Genomic DNA, 18,397 nt, shown 5'->3' with positions numbered 1-18,397 from the left:
TCTCCTAAACAATAGTGATTTTAAAGATTCCGGAATCTTGTTCTGTAAGCGCTAACTTTATTTTAACAATTTTTTTCCTTAACTAAAAATAAAAAGGTTTATAAAATAATTATTTTTGAAGGATAAAAAAACACTAATATTCATAAAATATTAGTGTTTTTCTTATTTTAAATCTTTAAGTAAAGAATCTAACCATTCTTTTTTAAAAGTTTCTCTTTGAATAGCAAAATCTAAAACCAAATAGTGGCCACTTTTTTTATTTTTTTCATCTTCACCAAAGAGGTCTTTTTGACGTTTAATCAGATATTCCAGTTTTTTCTGGTGGACAATACTTTCTTCTTCAATTAGTTTTTGGAGATTTTCTTCATTTTTGTCATCAAGAAAATAAAGGCGGAGCATGAATTCATCTTTTTGAATTGGATAGCGGTCAACAGGGTGTTTTAACCACTCGTTAAATAGTTCGATTCCTTTTGGAGTAATTTGATAGGTTTTTTTCTCTAACTTTTCACCTACAATGTGTACATCAAAAGTAACGGCTTGATCGTTTAATAATACTCTAAGTGAAGGATAAATTTGCCCTGTGTTGGCTTGCCAAAATTCACCGACTTCACTTTCAAACTTTTTCTTAAGGTCATAACCACTTAATGGTTCGGTCTTTAAAAGTCCAAGTATAATATAAGATAATTTATCTCTATGGCTCATATTTTTTCTCCTTTATTTCCATGATACACAAAAAATAGTAAATTGTAAATTTTTGATGTAGAATTTAAACTTCATTTTTAAAAAACTGTCTATTCTATTATATATAACGAAATTTAAGGAAATCTAAATTGATAATTATTTAATGTTGATAAGCTGGTATTCTATTGATTTCTCAAATAAAGAAGAGACAAATTAAATATTATTTGTCTCTTTTTTATTATTTTTGACTTGAAAATTAATGCTTAATCATTTTATAATTTTGGTCAAAGTATTTTCCGTTACGAATATCATTTGTCATTTCTTTGTAAGGAGCTTGTGCGACGACATCGTCATTATCTTTACCTGCTTCAGCAGCATAAGTGATTTTTGCAAATTCTGGGACTAAATATTTAGGATAAGTTTCATATTTTTCGCGAGATTCATGCATTAAGTCAATAAAATCATTTTGGAAGCAGACAGTGATTTCTGGGTGTTCTTCTACCCATTTCGGGAAGAAAATCATGCCATGTAATTTTCCTTCATTTGGAAGAAAATCTAAGGCAACATCAGTACCAGTAGGTTCTGTCCATGTAATTTTATAAATCCCTTCGGTTAACATCACTAATGAAACTTCTTGGTCTTTGACCCAGCGGCCAGCGACCATTCCGCCATGGATACGGTAATCAATGGTATGGTCGTTTTTGACGTAAAGTTCATATTCCCAACCATTATCATAGGTATAGATAAAGTGTGTTCCGACAAAATCTTCTAAGCTTTTAAATGTTTTCATTAAATTCCTTCTTTCTAAACATGTTTTATAAACATGTTTTAAATATATATTTATTATAAAATACGTTTTTTGTTTTGTCAAGATAAAAAAATACACTTTCTTAAAGTTGACAAATCTTATGAAAGTGATAAAATTAAGCATAGATGTAAGAAGAGTAGATTGTCTATGAAATTTGAGGGAATTGTGGTCACCGACTGAAAGCCACAATATGGAATTGCAATTGAAGTTCACCTTACTAAAGAAAGCTATTTTTAATCTACCATTTAGAGTGATAGTCTAAAATGTAGGCTTTTGTGTGAATTAAATAATTAAATTAAGTGATAAAATAGGATGGTACCGCGGCTTTCGCTCCTTTGGAGATGAGAGTTGTGGTATTTTTATTTTCTATTAAATTTGGCTCAAATCTCTTTTTAATAACAAATATATATTTTTCATAAGTTGAAAGGATAAAAATGAACTTACAAGAAAAAATTGAAGACCTTCGCAAGCGGACTTTGTCTGACTTACTCTCTGTTGCTGATGAAAAAACACTGAATAATTTAAGAACTGTGATGCTCGGTAAAAAGGGTGAATTGACTGAAATTCTGAAAGGGATGAAAGACCTGACTAATGAAGAACGTCCAGTTATTGGCGCACTTGCCAATGCTTTTCGTGATGAGTTTGGGGCAAAATTTGAAGCTAAAAAAGTGGAAATTGAACAAGCAGTAATGAATGCCGCTTTAGAATCAGAAACTTTGGATGTGACTTTGCCAGGAAAAGCTCAGAAAAAAGGAAGTCGCCATATCTTAACTCAAACGCAAGAAGAAATTGAAGAAATTTTCCTTGGAATGGGTTATGAAATTGTTGATGGCTATGAAGTGGAAACGGACCATTATAATTTTGAGCGAATGAATCTTCCAAAAGATCATCCAGCTCGTGATATGCAAGATACCTTCTATATCACTAATGAAGTTTTACTTCGTACGCATACTTCACCTATGCAAGCTCGGACAATGGATGCTCATGATTTCTCTAAAGGGGGTTTACGCATGATTGCTCCTGGTCGTGTTTATCGTCGTGATACAGATGATGCCACTCACAGCCACCAATTTCATCAAATTGAAGGTTTGGTTGTAGATAAAAATATCACAATGGCAGACCTTAAAGGAACGCTTGACCTTGTCATGAAAAAAATGTTTGGTCAAGACCGTGAATTACGCTGGCGTCCAAGTTATTTCCCATTTACTGAACCTTCTGTTGAGGTTGATATTTCTTGTTTCAAATGTGGCGGAAAAGGCTGTAACGTCTGCAAACATACCGGCTGGATTGAAATTCTTGGTGCAGGTATGGTCCATCCCAATGTGCTTGAAATGTCTGGTTTAGATTCTTCAGTTTATTCTGGTTTTGCTTTCGGGCTTGGTCAAGAACGTATTGCGATGCTCCGTTATGGAATTAATGATATTCGTGGATTCTATCAAGGGGACGTACGATTCTTAGAGCAATTTGGAAAATAAAAAAGTCAAAAAACTGTGAATAGAAAGTGAAATAAAATGCAAGTATCATATAAATGGTTAAAAGAGTTGGTGCCTAATCTTAGAGCGACATCGGCTGAATTAGAACAAAAGATGTCAACGTCTGGGATTGAGGTTGAAGGCGTGACAAGTCCAATGGAAGGTTTGTCAAAACTTGTTGTGGGAGAAATTTTATCAAGTGAAGATATTCCTGACACACACTTACACATCACACAAGTGAATGTTGGAGCTGAAGAATCATTGCAAATTGTTTGTGGTGCGCCAAATGTTCGTGTGGGTATGAAAGTAATTGTAGCACTTGTGGGTGCTCGAATTGCTGATAATTATAAAATCAAAAAAGGTAAAATTCGAGGAGTTGAATCTCTCGGGATGCTCTGTGCGCTTGATGAAATTGGGATTGATGAAAAAATTAATCCAATGAAGCATGAGGATGGTATTTTTGAAATGCCAGCGGATGCTAAAGTTGGTGATAGTATTTTCTCTTATCTTGATATGGATGATGAAATCATTGAATTATCAATTACACCAAACCGTGCGGATGCTTTGTCAATGCATGGGGCAGCTTGGGAAGTTGGTGCTATTTATGGTTTACCAGTTCAATTAGAAAAGAAAGATTTAGTAGAAGCTTCTGAATCAGCAGCAAGTAAAATTGCAGTAAAAGTTGAAACAGATAAGGTTCCAACATATAAAATTCGTTTGATTGAAGGGGTTAAGATTGCTAAATCACCACAATGGTTGCAAAACCGTTTGATGAATGCTGGTGTGAAACCAATCAACAATGTAGTGGATGTGACGAATTATGTTTTGATGGCTTTTGGTCAACCTTTGCATAGTTTTGATTTTTCTAAATTTGGTTCTGATGAAATTTTGGTTCGTCAAGCTAAGGCTGGTGAAAAAATGACAACCTTAGACCATGTTGAACGTGAATTAGATGATTCTGATATTGTGGTTACCGCAAATGGACTTCCTGTAGCGCTTGGTGGTGTTATGGGTGGCGCTGATAGTGAAATTACTGACGAAACAACAAGTGTTGCCCTTGAAGCGGCTCTATTTGATGGGACTTCAATTCGTAAAACTTCTCAAAAATTTGCTTTGCGTTCGGAAGCATCAAGTCGTTTTGAAAAAGGAATTAATGAAGGAACGGTTCGTGAGGCACTTGATTTTGCAGCAGCAATGATAGTTGAATTGGCTGGTGGAAAAGTTCTTTCAGGTGTTGTTGAATCAAATGATTATCAACCTATTTTTCCAAAAGTATCAATTACTTTGAGTCGTGTTAATAGTGCTTTGGGAACAGATTTATCTCTTGAGACTGTGGAAAAAATTTTTGTTCAACTTGGCTTTGGGGTTGAAGTTGAGGGTGAAAAATTTACTTGTGAAATCCCATCACGTCGTTGGGATATTCATATTGAAGCTGATTTAGTTGAAGAAGTAGCTCGTATTTATGGCTATGATAATTTGCCAAGTACTTTGCCTTCCTCACAAAATGCTGGTGAATTGACTCAAATGCAAAAATTCCGTCGTACGGTGCGAACAGGTCTCGAAAGTTCAGGGCTTAATGAAGTTATTGGTTATTCGCTTGTAACTCCAGAAAAAGCAACTGAATTTGTGGGTCAGCTTGAAACAACAACGCTTATGATGCCAATGACCGAAGATCGTCAAACACTTCGTGCAAACATGATTCCAGGACTTTTGGATATTGTAAATTACAATCAGAATCGTAAAAATGCTGATGTGGCAATTTATGAAATTGGCAATATTTTCTTACCAAATCCAGATGATATTCGTCCGATAGAAGTACCAAACCTTGCTTTTGCTATTTCTGGAAATGTTGTGGATAAATCATATAATGGGCAAGCTGTTCCTGTTGATTTCTACTATGCTAAGGGAATTGTGGAAAACCTTCTCGAAGCATACAAAGAAGTAGAATTTATTCCAAGCAATAATCAAGCAGCGATGCACCCAGGACGGACTGCTGTCATTAAAATTAATGGTCGTGTGGCTGGTTTTGTAGGACAAATTCATCCGGCGACAGCTAAAAAATACGATATTGCAGAAACTTATGTTGCTGGTCTTGATATGCAAGTGATGCTTGAAGAATTACCAGCTCAAACTATCTTTACTGACATTCCGAAAGTTCAAGCTGTTCACCGTGATATCGCACTTTTGATTGATGCTGAAGTGACACATGCACAAATTGTTTCTGTCATTAAATCAAGTCGTGTCAAAACACTTAGCCAAGTTGAGTTATTTGATATTTATCAAGGCAAAAACTTACCGGCTGGTAAGAAATCAATGGCTTACAGTCTCACTTTCCAACCTGTTGAAAATACAATGACAGATGATGAAATTACGGCTGCGGTCAATAAAATTACAAAAAATCTTGTGGAAAAATTGGATATAGAAATCCGTTAATTTGAAAAAGTACTGACAAAAAAACTGTCAGTAAAAATCTCTATTGGTATTTTACTGATAGAGATTTTTTTGCAAATAAATAATAAAGAAGCGAATGAAAATTTGCTTTCAGTAAATCAAAAGGCTCTTGTGGAAGTGTCGTTTTGTATTTATTTTAAAATTATGTTAATCTTAGTAAAGATATTGCAATTAAAATCCTGAGGGGATATGTTAGAATAGACAAAGTATGAAGAATTTAATTCCTAAAAAAATAAAACAAGTTGGAATACTTGTGGGAGCTTTACTGATGATTTTGTCAGTACTACCATCTAATCTCTTAGGAGTAACAAAGGTAAATGCTGAGAGCTCTCAAACGGAAGTCAACCAAGAACTTACAAACTTCCAAACAGAACTCGATAGCAAATTAGCGCAGGCAAATAAGATTTATAGTCAAGCGCAAGAAGCTCAAGAAAAAGTTAAGCAGTCAAAGAGCAAAATCACAGAATATGAAGGCAAAATTGCTGAAACTGAAAATGATATTGTTCAACTCAAGGCTTCTGTCGCAAAACAAATGCGGGCAGTACAATCAAATGGTGGGCCACGTTCTCATATATTGATGTCGTTGCGTCATCAAAAAATCTCTCAGAGATGATTACACGTTTGACCAATCTGAATGTTGTTTTGACAGCCGAGGCTGACCAAGCTAAATCTTTGATAGAAAAAGAAGATTCACTTAAAACAATGAAAGTTAAATTGGAAGAAACGCAAGAATCTCTTGTGAAAAACCAAAATGACTATCAAGGACAAGTAGATAGCTTGCAAAGTAGTATTTCATCGCTTAAGGATAAAATTAGTTCTAATAAACAACTTTTGAGTGAAATGCAAGAGAAAGCAGCAGCAGAACAAAAAGCTCGCGATGAAGCATTGGCTAAATCGGTAGCTGAGGTTAAAGCTAAAGCGGAGCAAGAGAAGGCTAAGACTTCATCAAGTTCGTCAAGTACTCAAAACTCAAGCTCATCAAGTTCTCAAAGTTCACAGGCTTCAAGCGATAAAGGAACGGATGGTGCTAACAATGGCTCATCTACAACAACTTCTGGTGGTCGTACTTTAAATGTAGAAGCAACGGCTTATGCTTTGAATGGGATTACAGCAACGGGAATTGATTTAAGTAAAAATCCAATTTGTATTGCGGTTGACCCAAGTGTTATTCCTTTGAATTCTCTTGTTGAAGTTCCAGGATATGGAATTGCAATTGCTGGTGATACTGGGGGAGCAATTATTGGGAATATCATTGATGTCCATTTTCCAACTAATGACCAAGCAATTGCTTGGGGACGGAAAAATATTCAAATCACTGTTTTGAGTTAATAAACTTTAAAAAATAATGAAAGGCTTACAGTGAAGCCTTTTTTTGGTATAATGAGAACATGATAAAAAATGGACGTATTGTCAAATCTTTGGCAGGCTTTTATGATGTAGAATCAGAAGGTGAAGTTTATCAGACGCGTGCGCGTGGTAATTTCAGAAAAAAAGGAATGAAACCTGTTGTGGGAGATTTTGTTGAATTTTCTACTGAGGAAAATTCAGAAGGTTATATTTTAAAAATTGGTGAGCGAAAAAATTCTTTAATTCGACCATCTATTGCTAATATTGATCAAGCTGTGATTATTATGTCAACAGTGAGCCCAAATTTTAGTTTGAATTTATTAGACCGCTTTTTGGTTTTTTTAGAGCATAAAAATATTCACCCGATGATTTACATTTCTAAGTTGGATTTACTGACAGAGATGCAGGAAGGCTCAGATAAGAATAAAAAAACTTTTAATCAGCTGACAGATTATGAACAGATAAAAAGTGATTATGAACAAATTGGTTATGATGTTTTTTTTGATGCTGAGCATTTGGTCAGTAATTTAGCGGGAAAAGTAACTGTCTTTATGGGTCAAACTGGCGCTGGTAAGACTACTTTGCTAAATAAAATTGCACCAGAAATGCAACTGGCAACGGGAGAAACTTCAGAAAAACTGGGACGTGGGCGTCATACGACACGTCATGTTGAATTTTTTGAATTGGCTGGTGGCTTAATTGCTGACACACCGGGATTTTCTAGTCTAGACTATGAAGTGACGAATCAGCCGGATTTAAATGCTGCTTTTCCTGAAATTTTAAGAATCAGTCATGATTGCAAGTTTCGCGAATGTACACATACGCATGAACCCAGCTGTGCAGTCAAGCTGGCACTAGAAAATCATGAAATTTTAGAGAGCCGCTATGATAATTATTTACAGATTTTAGATGAAATTAATCACACGAGGGAAACTTATGAGAAAAAACGAAAAAAACAGGGCTAAAGATAATATTTGGTTAAAACAAGCTGGTTTTTTTGCCCTTGTTTTAGCATGGATTTTAGCGATTTATTTTAAAAATGATTTGTCAAAAACAATGATGATTATTGTATTTATCCTCTTGGTTATTGCAACTTTCTTTGTTATTTTTTGGTTAAACCGTGTCTTTTTTGGATTAACTAATCAGCCCAAAGAGGATAAAAAAGATTTAGAGAGTTCACAGGACAAAGAAAAATGAAAAAACGATTGAAAACAGAAGCCTTTTTAGCGGTTATTTTTGCGCTTATTTGCCAAATTTTAGAAATGTTTGTCTTCAAAAGTGGAAGTCTGGCCTTTGTGATGAATTTCTTGACAGTCATTGCTTTAGGCTTAGCAATTATGCTTGGAGTTCGTGCGGCAACAGTTGTAGAGCATAAACGTGAGGGTGAATCTTGGAAAACAATTATTAAAGAAGAACTTCATGATGATTCATCAGAAAATAGTGGTGAATAAGTGTTTTTAGTTTCAAAAGATAAATTACTAATTCAAGTTATTTAGAGAGAGGATAGAAATGAAAAATAAAATTGCTCCATCAATTTTGTCAGCAGACTTTGGAAATTTTGCAAGAGATGTGAAACGTTTAGAATCTGCTGGAGCTGACCTTGTACATATTGACGTAATGGACGGACATTTTGTGGATAATTTAACCTTTGGAGCTGGCGTTGTTTCGGCACTTCGCGCACAAACTCATTTATTTTTCGATGTTCACATGATGGTTGAAAATCCTGAAAAATATGTGGAGGATTTTGCAAAGGCAGGAGCTGATAGCATGAGTATTCATGTTGAAGCAACTCATCATATTCACGGAGCACTTCAAAAAATTAAGAATGCCGGCATGAAAGCTTCGGTAGTTATTAATCCTGGAACTCCTGTAGAGGCGATTAAAACTGTTTTACCACTTGTGGATATGGTCTTAGTAATGACAGTCAATCCTGGTTTTGGAGGTCAAAAATTTATTCCTGAAATGATGGATAAAGTTCGTGAAATCGCTCAAATTCGAGCTGATAAAAAGCTTGATTTTGAAATCGAAGTTGATGGTGGAATTGATGACCAAACAATTAAAGTTGCTAAAGCTGCCGGAGCTAATGTTTTTGTTGCAGGGTCATTTATTTTTAAAGGTGAAGTTGAAGTAAATATTAATAAATTAAAAGAAGAACTAATGGAAAAACTATGATTATTTGGTTAAATGGTGCATATGGTTCGGGAAAGACAACTATTGCTGAACTCTTGCATGAACGTATTTTTCCCTCATGGATTTATGATCCAGAGGAAATCGGAGATTTTTTTAGAAAAAATTTGCCAAAAGAAATTCAAAAAGATGATTTCCAAAAATATCAAGAATGGCGGACTTGGAATGTTCAGATTCTTGAAAAGTTAAATAGAGAATATTCAGGAACCATTATTGTACCAATGACCCTACATATGAAGTTTTGTTTTGAGGAGATTTTTAAATCACTAGAAGTGCGAAATATCGAAGTTCATCGGTTTTTACTTGAAGTTTCTAAAGAGGAACTAATAAGGCGTCTTAATTTAAGAAATGATGCTTTAAAAAAATGGGGCTTATCTCATTTAGAAGAAGAACTGACATTTTTTGATACACTACCAGATAGTGAAAAAATTAATAATCAACAAAATCTAGAACTTGTAGTTAAAGAAATTTTAGAAAAAGTAGGAAAATAAAAAATCAAGATGGAAGTCATAATTATTATATTACTTATACTTTTGATTTTACTGTCCCTTGCCAATTTTTTCAAAAAAACTGACAAAGGAAATACGAGTCATCAGTTAAATTATCTTAATCAAAATTTATCGGAAATGCGCTCAGATATTAACCAGCAACTTGCGCAAAATAGGCAGGAACTTTCTAGTAGTTTACGTTCAGTCAATAATGATTTTTCGGCACTGACAGAAAATATCAATAGTAAGTTTGATTGGCAGTTTAAAGATTTACAAAACTCAAATGAGCAAAAATTAGAAAAAATTTCTGTAAGTTTGGTAGAATCTACTGATAGAACGGTTAGTAAACTGTCAGAACTGACAGAGTCAATTACCGCCAAATTTGACCATAAATTTAAAGAATTACAAGATTCAAATGATAAAAGATTGAGTCAGATTCAAGAAACGGTCGATGAAAAATTGCAAGAAACATTAAATCGCAGAATTTCGCAATCCTTTGAACAGGTAACTTTACATTTGAAAAATGTGGAAGAGGGCTTGGGCGAAATGAGAAATCTTGCCAGCGATGTGGACAGCTTACAAAAGGTAATGACCGGTGTTAAAACACGTGGGATTGTTGGTGAAATTCAGTTAGGCCGAATTTTAGAGCAAATGTTTACAAGTAGTCAATACCGTGAACAAGTCAATATCCAAGGGGGCAATGCAGTTGATTATGCTTTGATTTTACCTGGAAAATCTGATGATTCAGAGCTTTTATTACCAATTGACTCAAAATTCCCGATGGAAGATTATCAACGCTTGCAAATGGCTTTAGAATCAAATGACAGTCTGGAAATTGATAAGACAAGAAAAGCATTGTTTAATGCCGTCAAAGCTCAAGCCAAATCAATCAGTGAAAAATATATTGTTCCACCAAAAACAACAGATTTTGCCATCATGTTTTTACCAACTGAAGGGCTGTTTATGGAAGTGGTCAATAACCCTGAACTTTATGAACAAATCAGTCGTGATTACAAGGTCAATGTGACAGGTCCAACGACAATGACAGCCGTCTTGAACAGTTTGCAAATGGGCTTTAAAACTTTGCAAATCGAACAAAAATCAGCTGAAGTTTATGAGCTACTAGGTGCTGTCAAAACAGAATTTGGTAAGTTTGAAGGTTCACTGAAAAAAGTTCAAGAACGTCTGCAACAATCTGAAAAAGAGATTAGCAATCTAATCACCACAAGAACAAATGTGATGAATCGGAAATTACGGAATATCAATGAAATTGATAATAGTAAAAGTAGTGAACTTCTAGGGATAGATAATGAATAAACTTCTCTTTCTAGTTTAGGTTCGATATCTAAGAAAGTCGCTCTTAAAAGCGGTAAAAAATTAACATATAAAAGTGGGACGTAAGAAAGAAAAACATTTATTTCTTTGGTGAAATGAAGCGCCCCTGCAAATTAATTTAACTGAGTTCGGGCTCGTAGAAGCGTGTGAAATAGGAACTGGATTATATTCAGAACCACAATTTTCATCACTTCTGAATGCTCGTTCTCACATCTTAAAGGAGAAAACATGGTGCTCATTAAAAACTTAGAAATTGGCGAATTTTTTGAAGGGTTTTATCTGATTAAATCAGTTGAATTACGTCAAACTCGTGCAGGAAAAGACTTTTTAGCTTTAAGTTTTCAAGACCGAACAGGAACAATCAACGGAAATATTTGGGATGCCAATCCTAAAGCGGTTGAACAATTTAGAGCTGGACGTGTCGTACATATGAAGGCTCTCAAAGAACTTTATAATGGAATGCCTCAAGTCAATAAAATACAATTACGTTTGGCGACAGATAGTGAACCTAATCAACCTCATGATTACCGAGAAAGTTCTCCTGTTCAAGAAAAAGATCTACGTGAATATGTTCAATCAATCGTCTTCCGTATTGAAAATGCGACTTTAAATCGAATTGTACGAACGATTTTGAAAAAATTTGATAAAGAATTTTATGAATTTCCTGCTGCAAAAACTAATCACCATGCTTTTGAAGGAGGTCTTGCTTTCCATACAACCACCATGCTTCAATTAGCAGAAAAAGTTTGCGAAGTTTATCCACAACTCAACGAAAATTTGATGTTTGCCGGTGTTTTACTGCATGATATGGCAAAATGTTTAGAGTTTACAGGTGCGGAAAATACTTCTTATACTTTGCGCGGAAATTTGCTTGGGCACATTGTTTTGATTGATGAAGAAGTGAGTAAAGCCGCCATTGAACTTGGCTTTGATGATGACAATGAAGATTTATTAATGCTTCGTCATTGTTTGTTGAGTCATCATGGTGAGTTGGAATATGGTAGCCCTGTTCGTCCGCAAATTATGGAAGCAGAAATGATTCATCAAATTGATGTTATGGATGCCAATATGATGATGATGACTACGGCGACTCAAACGCTTGACCCAGGTCAATTTAGTCAACGCGTTTGGGCTTTATCTAATCGTAATTTTTATAAACCAAGAAAAGATTAAACCGTGGCGCATGGTTCAAGTGAATAAAAAAGCTGTTTTGCACCTAAATTTGAACAATTTGGTGTGGAACAGCTTCGCACTTCATGCTAGGCTCTCCACTCTCGCAGTCGAGTGGATTGTTAAAAGGGGAGCCCAAGCGGCTCCTCTTTTGTCTATTTCCACAGACATTTGAGTCATAATTTAACTTTTTGATTTTTTGTGGAAAGTACTTTGTCAACATTCTGAAGTGTGGCGTACATTTTTTTACTGACAGAAATTTTTGTTAGTAAAAATGGTAAAATAGAGGAAGTTAAAAAAATATAAGGAGTTTTTTATGAATTACACTTTAAAAAATGACCACTTAAATGTTGTTGTGGATACTTTTGGAGCAGAAATGCATTCTATTCAACATGATGATATTGAATATTTGTGGCAAGCAGATGCAAAATTTTGGGGCCGTCATGCTCCAGTTCTCTTTCCAATCGTAGGGAAATTGAAAAATGGGGAATATCGCTATAATGACAAAACTTATAAAATGGGCGGACACGGTTTTGCACGTGATAATGACTTTGAATTAATTAAGAAATCAGCTGATGAACTTGTTTTTGAACTTCGTGACAATGAAGATAGCTTAAATCACTATCCCTTTCATTTTGTTTTCCGTGTTTCTTATAAACTAGTAGACAATAAAATTAGAGTTCGTTATGAAGTGAAAAATGAAGATGAAAAATTCATGTCTTTTGGCGTAGGGGCTCACCCAGCTTTCAATGTTCCTTTAAAAAATGGAACTTTTGAAGATTACCAATTAATAATTTCACCAGATGAAAAGCGGACATTTATTCCACTTGATCCACCGTCAGGAACTTTGAAACTAGACGAAAGAGTTGAAAGTCAAGTCAGTCAACTTCCGTTAACAAGAGCACTTTTTGATAAAGATGCTTTAGTTTATACCTCATCAAAGGAGATGAAAGTTTCATTGACCAATAAATTAGATGACCACGAAGTCAGCCTAACATGGAAAAATATGCCTTATTTTGGTTTATGGTCACCTTATCCAAATGAAGCACCCTTTGTTTGTATCGAACCTTGGTGTGGAATTGCAGATGATGAAAATACTGATGGAGATATTACCAACAAATTTGGAATCAATCAATTGGCACCAGAAGGAAAATTTTCTTGTGAATATACCATTGAAATTAAATAATCAAAAAAGACTCTCGTATTTTTACGGGAGTTTTTGCTTAAAAAAATGCTAGAATTAATTGAGATAGGCTGTCAGTAAACTTAGGAGTTACAAAATTACTGACAGAATAAAAAACGACTGACAGAAAGTAAAATAATGACTACAATTCTTCTCAACGCCTTGAGTATCATGCTTGTTTTATTTTTAGCTCTCCTACTAAAGAAAATTAGAATTCTTCATCAAAAAGACGGAGCATTAACTTCAAAAATGGTTGTTTATCTAACCTTGCCAGCAACAATTTTAATTGGAGTCAATCATACGAAACTCTCTAATATTTTTTTTATCTTGATGTTTATGGGACTTTTTTTCAATCTTCTTTTAGTTTTTCTAGGAAAATTTATTGGACGAAAAGCTACTGTTGAAGAACGTGGACTTTATATGTTTGATTTGTCAGGTTATAATATCGGAAATTTTTCAATTCCTTTTGTTTCTAGTTTTTTTCCAGCAGCAATTCCATTTCTTGCCATGTTTGACATGGGAAATTCATTAATGGTGACAGGGACTACTCAAGCAATTGTTGAACTTTCAAGTGGTAGAAAAAAACACGGCTTTATCTTACAAGAAATATTTGGCGTCTTATTTCGTAATCCACCCTTTGTTGTTTATATTTTTATGTTTATTTTAGCAATTTTCGGCCTATCTTTTCCGGATGAATGGCTGATTCCAATTCGCCCCTTAGCAAATGCTAATACTCTTTTATCTATCTTTACGATTGGGCTTTTTATGGAATTTCGTCTGCCAAAGGGAAAATTAAAACTTGTCTTAAAAATATTGACTTGGCGCTATTTACTAGCCTTTATTTTAGCTAGTTTGGTTTATTTTTTCCTTCCATTTCCAGCTATAATAAAAGAAATTCTTTTATTAATCTTCTTTTGCCCAATGTCCTTTTTACATATGATTCAGGCTATAGAACTTGGAAATGATAAGGCCTTAGCTGGATTGACAATAAGTTTATCCATGTTTATTTCTTTAATTTTAATGAGTATCATTGTAATAATTTTGTGAGGTGAAAAATGAAAAATCAAATAGAAAAATTATTAGAGAATTTTGTACCAGAAGGTCAGCAAGAAAAAACAGATTTTAAAGTTTTTCAAGATTTTGCAGCTGATGAAAAAAATTTGAATCGGTCTTCTATTGCACATTTTACAGCAAGTGCATTTGTTTTGAATGAAAGTCATGATAAAATTTTAGGAATTTATCATAAGATTTATCAAAGTTGGGGTTGGGTAGGCGGCCATGCTGATGGCAATGCTGACTTATTAGCTGTAGCGGTAAAAGAAGTTCAAGAAGAAACGGGACTGCGATCTTTCAAAAAACTTTCAGAAATGCCAATTTCAATTGAAGCCTTACCTGTTTTTGGACATCATCACAGAAAATATGGTTATGTCAGTGCTCATATTCATCTTAATGTTACTTTTTTATTTGAAGCAAAGGAAAGTGATTCACTTCAAAAGAATACGGATGAAACAGGGGGATTAGCCTGGATTCCCCTAGAAAAATTTTCCGAAAAATCCTCAGAAAAAGAAATGAGAGTAATCTATGATAAAATCATTGCTCGAATTATAAATAAATAAATAAAATACAAAACGAGACTTGCCATAGGCAAGTTTTATTATAAGATTAAAAATTTTAAATTAGACCATCACAGAATTAAAATGCGAGACTATTGCAAAAAAATCACGAAGGGCTATAATTGAGTCTAATTCTATTTGAAAGTTGAGTGATTTATGCCGGTAAAAGTGATTGAAGGTCTGCCCGCAATTGATGATTTGCGAGCGGATAATATTTTTGTTATGAATGATGAACGAGCGAAGAATCAAAATATTCGCCCTTTAAATTTGCTGGTGGTCAATCTCATGCCGCGTAAATTAATAACTGAAAGACAAATTTTACGATTACTATCGAACACTCCATTACAAATTAATGTTGAATTTTTATATATGACTTCTCATGATTTTAAAAATACGAAACAAGGGCATTTAGATTCCTTCTATAAATCTTTTTCTGAGATTAAGAGTCAATATTACGACGGATTAATTGTCACAGGAGCTCCGGTTGAGCAGTTAAACTTTGAAGAAGTGGACTATTGGAGTGAGCTTTTGAAAATTATTGACTGGTCTAAAAGCCATGTCTATTCAAGTCTGCATATTTGTTGGGGGGCACAAGCGGCACTTTATGCTCGCTATGGTGTAACTAAAGAAAATCTTCCGCAAAAATTGTGTGGTATTTACAAAAGCTCAGTAGAGCAACCTAAAAATCCATTATTTAGAGGATTTGATGATTTTTTTAATTATCCACAATCGCGATATACCCAATCAAATCCATCAGAAATAAAAAAAGTACCTGATTTGGAAGTCTTGTCAAGCTCCAAAGAAACCGGATTTTCAATTTTAGCGAAGAAAAATTTGCGTGAAATTTACCTTTTTGGCCATTTAGAATATGACCGTGAAACTTTAGCTTGGGAATATGAGAGAGATAAAGAAGAAGGACTGAAACCCAATCTTCCCCAAAATTATTTTCCAGAAAATGATGATAAAAATAAGCCAAAAAGTACTTGGGCTTCAGCAGCTTCCCTCTTTTTTTCAAATTGGTTGAATTATGCGGTTTATCAAGGAACGCCTTATCTAGGAGAACGTCTGAGTCAACATTTGAATGAAGAAAATTATGATTTTAATCAAAAAGAGTAAAAGTAAAAAATAATGAGTTAAAAAATGAGGAAATTTATGGATAAAAGATTAGATACTTTATTGGCGCAAGTCGGAATTCATCAAGATGAGGCAACGGGAGCTTTAGTTAGTCCTTTGCATTTTTCAACGACCTATCAACATCCAGAATTTGGTCAATCGACTGGCTTTGATTACACCAGAACCAAAAATCCAACAAGAGCAACCTTGGAAGAAGCACTTGCTTCAATTGAATCAGGACAATTTGCTCTAGCAACTTCGTCAGGAATGGCTGCAATTGTCTTGGCCTTTTCAGTTTTTCCAGTCGGTTCCAAAATCGTTGCCAGTCGAGATTTGTATGGAGGTTCATTTCGCTGGTTCGATGAACAAGAAAAAGAGGGGCGATTTTGCTTTTCCTATGCTAAAACTGAAAAAGAAATGCTTGAGCTAATAGATGAAAATACTGATATTGTTTATATTGAAACACCGACAAATCCAATGATGGTTAAATATAATATTGAAAAAATCGCCAATAAAGCACAGGCATATCATGCAAAAGTGATTGTTGACAATACTTTTTATACCCCAATTTATCAAAAACCATTAGAATTGGGTGCGGATTTAGTGATTCATTCGGCAACAAAATATTTATCAGGACATAATGACGTCTTGGCTGGAGCGGTCATTGTTTATGATGAAGATCTTTATGAAAGATTATTATATCAGCTCAATACTACAGGAGCAGTTCTTTCTCCGTTTGATAGCTATCTTGTCATGCGAGGCTTGAAAACTTTAAGCCTCAGAATGGAGAGGGCAACTAAAAATGCCCAAAAAATTGTGACTTTCCTAAAAAAACTTCCGTCAGTAAAAGAAGTACTTTACCCAGGATTAGGTGGCATGATTTCTCTAAAAGTTACTGACAAAAACAAAATTCCCGCTATTTAAAATCACTTGAGCGTTTTTACATTTGCTGAAAGCTTAGGAGGTGTTGAATCTTTAATCACTTATCCAACAGCGCAAACTCACCATGATATTCCACTTGAGATTAGAGAAAGTTATGGTTTAACAGATGATTTGCTTCGCCTTTCGATTGGGATAGAAGATGTTCGCGATTTAATAGAAGACCTCAAAGAAGCTTTAGAAAATTAAAAAATTACTGATGAACAAACTAGCATATCCGTAAAGGCTATCTACGCACTGCGTGCTATGCTGTCCGTTTTGTCTATCCGCTAAAGCGAAACGCCAACGGCTATCCTATGATGAGACTACCAGCGTATCCATAAGTGCTAAAATATGTTCTGTCAGTAAATTTTTTACTGATGGAACTACTAGCATATCTGTAAACTGTTAAAGCAGTGACAGTTATCCTATGATGAAAAGAAAAAAGAGAGTATAAAAATGACAAAATATGATTTTACAACCATTCCAAATCGACTTGACCACAATTCTGTAAAATGGCAAGAAATAAAAGAGAATCCTCATAAACTTCCATTGTGGGTGGCTGATATGGATTTTCTTGCCTTACCAGAAATAAAACAAAGTATCCATGATTACGCAGACTATGGAGTTTATGGATATGCTTATGTTGAAGAAGATTTAATTAAAAGCATTCAAAATTGGGAAAAAAATCAACATCAGTATGACTTTTCTAAAGAAGCTTTAATTTTGGTTGAAGGAGTTGTTCCAGGAATTGGTCTGGCCATTCAAGCATTGACCAAAGAAAATGATGCTGTTTTAATAAACACACCTGTTTATCCCCCGTTTGCCAGAACAGTTAAGCTAAATAATCGAAAGCTAATTGAAAATAAACTGATTGAAAAAAGTGGGGAATTTCTAATTGATTTTGAAGTTTTTGAAAAAGAAATTGTTGAAAATTCCGTGAAATTATATATTCTTTGTAACCCCCACAATCCTGGTGGGCGCGTGTGGACGAAAGAAGAACTGATAAAACTTGGCCAAATTTGTAAAAAGCATAATGTGATTGTCGTTTCTGATGAAATTCATCAAGATTTAACATTGTTTGGTCATCAGCATCAGACCTTTAACACTCTTTCAGAAGACTTCAAAGATTTTTCAGTTGTTTTATCTTCTGCCACTAAAAGTTTTAACATTGCTGGTGTGAAATGCGCTTATGCAATTATTGAAAACCAAGATTTACGTGAAAAATACTTGCAAAGAAGACTAGCAAATAATCAACAAGAAATTAGCACTTTAGGAATGCTAGCCACCAAAGTTGCTTATGAAAATGGAAGTGAATGGTTAAATGAACTCAAAAATGTGCTTGAAAAAAATATCACTTATATTGAGTCAGAACTTCATCAAAAAACAAAAATCAAAGTAATGAAACCTCAAGGAACCTATTTAATTTGGCTTGATTTTTCTGAATATCAATTAGAAGATAAGGTATTGGATGAAAAATTAGCAGAAGAGGCAGGTGTGATTCTAAATAAAGGAATAAGCTTTGGAAAAGCTGGACAAGCGCATGCCAGATTAAATGCTGCTGCACCTTTCTCATTGATTGAAGAAGCAAGCAAACGACTCGTAGAAACATTCAAAATTTAAGGATTTTA

16 protein-coding genes and 2 pseudogenes are annotated in these 18,397 nt (G+C 34.4%); 16 read left to right on the top strand and 2 right to left on the bottom strand.

From position 1 onward, the window contains the following. Nucleotides 1–162: 162 nt before the first annotated feature. Both PYW37_RS10955 and padC read right to left on the bottom strand, forming a co-directional pair. The gene (locus tag PYW37_RS10955) at nucleotides 163–702 is read right to left on the bottom strand and encodes a PadR family transcriptional regulator (RefSeq protein WP_004254847.1); all 540 of its coding nucleotides are present in this window, start codon (nucleotides 700–702) and stop codon (nucleotides 163–165) included. 235 nt (nucleotides 703–937) lie between these two features. Next, nucleotides 938–1,471, bottom strand: a complete 534-nt coding sequence (padC, locus tag PYW37_RS10950; RefSeq protein ID WP_010906203.1) for a phenolic acid decarboxylase — start codon at nucleotides 1,469–1,471, stop codon at nucleotides 938–940. A gap of 452 nt (nucleotides 1,472–1,923) precedes the next feature. Between padC and pheS the strand changes: the two genes are divergently transcribed. The 16 genes and pseudogenes from pheS to PYW37_RS10865 all read left to right on the top strand — a co-directional run bounded on the left by pheS (nucleotide 1,924) and on the right by PYW37_RS10865 (nucleotide 18,389). Then, nucleotides 1,924–2,964 carry a phenylalanine--tRNA ligase subunit alpha gene (gene pheS, locus PYW37_RS10945; protein WP_004254858.1) on the top strand — a complete coding sequence of 347 codons (1,041 nt, stop codon included), beginning with the start codon at nucleotides 1,924–1,926 and terminating at the stop codon, nucleotides 2,962–2,964. 36 nt (nucleotides 2,965–3,000) lie between these two features. Then, nucleotides 3,001–5,394: a phenylalanine--tRNA ligase subunit beta gene (gene pheT, locus PYW37_RS10940; protein ID WP_023188671.1), complete on the top strand. Its 2,394-nt coding sequence runs from the start codon at nucleotides 3,001–3,003 to the stop codon at nucleotides 5,392–5,394. Nucleotides 5,395–5,620: 226 nt separating this feature from the next. After that, nucleotides 5,621–6,741, top strand: a pseudogene (locus PYW37_RS13275) (3D domain-containing protein). Between the two features lie 59 nt (nucleotides 6,742–6,800). Then, complete coding sequence (gene rsgA / locus PYW37_RS10925; protein ID WP_004254873.1) at nucleotides 6,801–7,724, top strand: ribosome small subunit-dependent GTPase A; 924 nt, start codon at nucleotides 6,801–6,803, stop codon at nucleotides 7,722–7,724. After that, nucleotides 7,696–7,956 (top strand): hypothetical protein, encoded by a 261-nt coding sequence (locus PYW37_RS10920; RefSeq protein WP_012898465.1) that lies wholly within the window; start codon nucleotides 7,696–7,698, stop codon nucleotides 7,954–7,956. The genes rsgA and PYW37_RS10920 overlap by 29 nt, the downstream gene beginning before the upstream one ends. After that, nucleotides 7,953–8,210, top strand: a complete 258-nt coding sequence (locus PYW37_RS10915; protein WP_004254880.1) for a hypothetical protein — start codon at nucleotides 7,953–7,955, stop codon at nucleotides 8,208–8,210. Before PYW37_RS10920 ends, PYW37_RS10915 begins: the two co-directional genes overlap by 4 nt. A 58-nt stretch (nucleotides 8,211–8,268) precedes the next feature. After that, nucleotides 8,269–8,931 (top strand): ribulose-phosphate 3-epimerase, encoded by a 663-nt coding sequence (rpe, locus tag PYW37_RS10910; RefSeq protein WP_023188674.1) that lies wholly within the window; start codon nucleotides 8,269–8,271, stop codon nucleotides 8,929–8,931. Beyond that, nucleotides 8,928–9,437 carry an AAA family ATPase gene (locus PYW37_RS10905; RefSeq protein ID WP_017865057.1) on the top strand — a complete coding sequence of 170 codons (510 nt, stop codon included), beginning with the start codon at nucleotides 8,928–8,930 and terminating at the stop codon, nucleotides 9,435–9,437. The genes rpe and PYW37_RS10905 overlap by 4 nt, the downstream gene beginning before the upstream one ends. A 9-nt stretch (nucleotides 9,438–9,446) precedes the next feature. Beyond that, complete coding sequence (locus PYW37_RS10900) at nucleotides 9,447–10,751, top strand: DNA recombination protein RmuC (RefSeq protein WP_004254886.1); 1,305 nt, start codon at nucleotides 9,447–9,449, stop codon at nucleotides 10,749–10,751. A gap of 246 nt (nucleotides 10,752–10,997) precedes the next feature. Then, nucleotides 10,998–11,942: a 3'-5' exoribonuclease YhaM family protein gene (locus PYW37_RS10895; protein ID WP_004254890.1), complete on the top strand. Its 945-nt coding sequence runs from the start codon at nucleotides 10,998–11,000 to the stop codon at nucleotides 11,940–11,942. A gap of 313 nt (nucleotides 11,943–12,255) precedes the next feature. Beyond that, nucleotides 12,256–13,125: an aldose 1-epimerase family protein gene (locus tag PYW37_RS10890; protein ID WP_023188675.1), complete on the top strand. Its 870-nt coding sequence runs from the start codon at nucleotides 12,256–12,258 to the stop codon at nucleotides 13,123–13,125. Nucleotides 13,126–13,260: 135 nt separating this feature from the next. Beyond that, nucleotides 13,261–14,169 carry an AEC family transporter gene (locus PYW37_RS10885; RefSeq protein ID WP_032944299.1) on the top strand — a complete coding sequence of 303 codons (909 nt, stop codon included), beginning with the start codon at nucleotides 13,261–13,263 and terminating at the stop codon, nucleotides 14,167–14,169. A gap of 8 nt (nucleotides 14,170–14,177) precedes the next feature. Continuing rightward, a complete protein-coding gene (locus PYW37_RS10880) occupies nucleotides 14,178–14,738 on the top strand; it encodes an NUDIX hydrolase (RefSeq protein WP_023188677.1) in 561 nt (186 codons plus the stop codon). A gap of 153 nt (nucleotides 14,739–14,891) precedes the next feature. Continuing rightward, on the top strand, nucleotides 14,892–15,851 hold the full coding sequence (locus PYW37_RS10875) for a homoserine O-succinyltransferase (protein ID WP_023188678.1): 960 nt from the start codon (nucleotides 14,892–14,894) through the stop codon (nucleotides 15,849–15,851). A 36-nt stretch (nucleotides 15,852–15,887) separates the two neighbouring features. Beyond that, nucleotides 15,888–16,976, top strand: a pseudogene (locus PYW37_RS10870) (cystathionine gamma-synthase). 249 nt (nucleotides 16,977–17,225) lie between these two features. After that, complete coding sequence (locus PYW37_RS10865) at nucleotides 17,226–18,389, top strand: MalY/PatB family protein (RefSeq protein ID WP_025016936.1); 1,164 nt, start codon at nucleotides 17,226–17,228, stop codon at nucleotides 18,387–18,389. Nucleotides 18,390–18,397 lie beyond the last annotated feature (8 nt).

This window comes from Lactococcus lactis (assembly GCF_029023865.1).
Classification (GTDB): domain Bacteria; phylum Bacillota; class Bacilli; order Lactobacillales; family Streptococcaceae; genus Lactococcus; species Lactococcus lactis.
This window is presented reverse-complemented; position numbering and strand designations above follow the sequence as displayed.

Bases quoted from the DNA above. Each gene is read 5' to 3' on its own strand.
- PYW37_RS10955 (WP_004254847.1), bottom strand. From the start codon at position 702: ATGAGCCATAGAGATAAATTATCTTATATTATACTTGGACTTTTAAAG.
- padC (WP_010906203.1), bottom strand. From the start codon at position 1,471: ATGAAAACATTTAAAAGCTTAGAAGATTTTGTCGGAACACACTTTATC.
- pheS (WP_004254858.1), top strand. From the start codon at position 1,924: ATGAACTTACAAGAAAAAATTGAAGACCTTCGCAAGCGGACTTTGTCT.
- pheT (WP_023188671.1), top strand. From the start codon at position 3,001: ATGCAAGTATCATATAAATGGTTAAAAGAGTTGGTGCCTAATCTTAGA.
- rsgA (WP_004254873.1), top strand. From the start codon at position 6,801: ATGATAAAAAATGGACGTATTGTCAAATCTTTGGCAGGCTTTTATGAT.
- PYW37_RS10920 (WP_012898465.1), top strand. From the start codon at position 7,696: ATGAGAAAAAACGAAAAAAACAGGGCTAAAGATAATATTTGGTTAAAA.
- PYW37_RS10915 (WP_004254880.1), top strand. From the start codon at position 7,953: ATGAAAAAACGATTGAAAACAGAAGCCTTTTTAGCGGTTATTTTTGCG.
- rpe (WP_023188674.1), top strand. From the start codon at position 8,269: ATGAAAAATAAAATTGCTCCATCAATTTTGTCAGCAGACTTTGGAAAT.
- PYW37_RS10905 (WP_017865057.1), top strand. From the start codon at position 8,928: ATGATTATTTGGTTAAATGGTGCATATGGTTCGGGAAAGACAACTATT.
- PYW37_RS10900 (WP_004254886.1), top strand. From the start codon at position 9,447: ATGGAAGTCATAATTATTATATTACTTATACTTTTGATTTTACTGTCC.
- PYW37_RS10895 (WP_004254890.1), top strand. From the start codon at position 10,998: ATGGTGCTCATTAAAAACTTAGAAATTGGCGAATTTTTTGAAGGGTTT.
- PYW37_RS10890 (WP_023188675.1), top strand. From the start codon at position 12,256: ATGAATTACACTTTAAAAAATGACCACTTAAATGTTGTTGTGGATACT.
- PYW37_RS10885 (WP_032944299.1), top strand. From the start codon at position 13,261: ATGACTACAATTCTTCTCAACGCCTTGAGTATCATGCTTGTTTTATTT.
- PYW37_RS10880 (WP_023188677.1), top strand. From the start codon at position 14,178: ATGAAAAATCAAATAGAAAAATTATTAGAGAATTTTGTACCAGAAGGT.
- PYW37_RS10875 (WP_023188678.1), top strand. From the start codon at position 14,892: ATGCCGGTAAAAGTGATTGAAGGTCTGCCCGCAATTGATGATTTGCGA.
- PYW37_RS10865 (WP_025016936.1), top strand. From the start codon at position 17,226: ATGACAAAATATGATTTTACAACCATTCCAAATCGACTTGACCACAAT.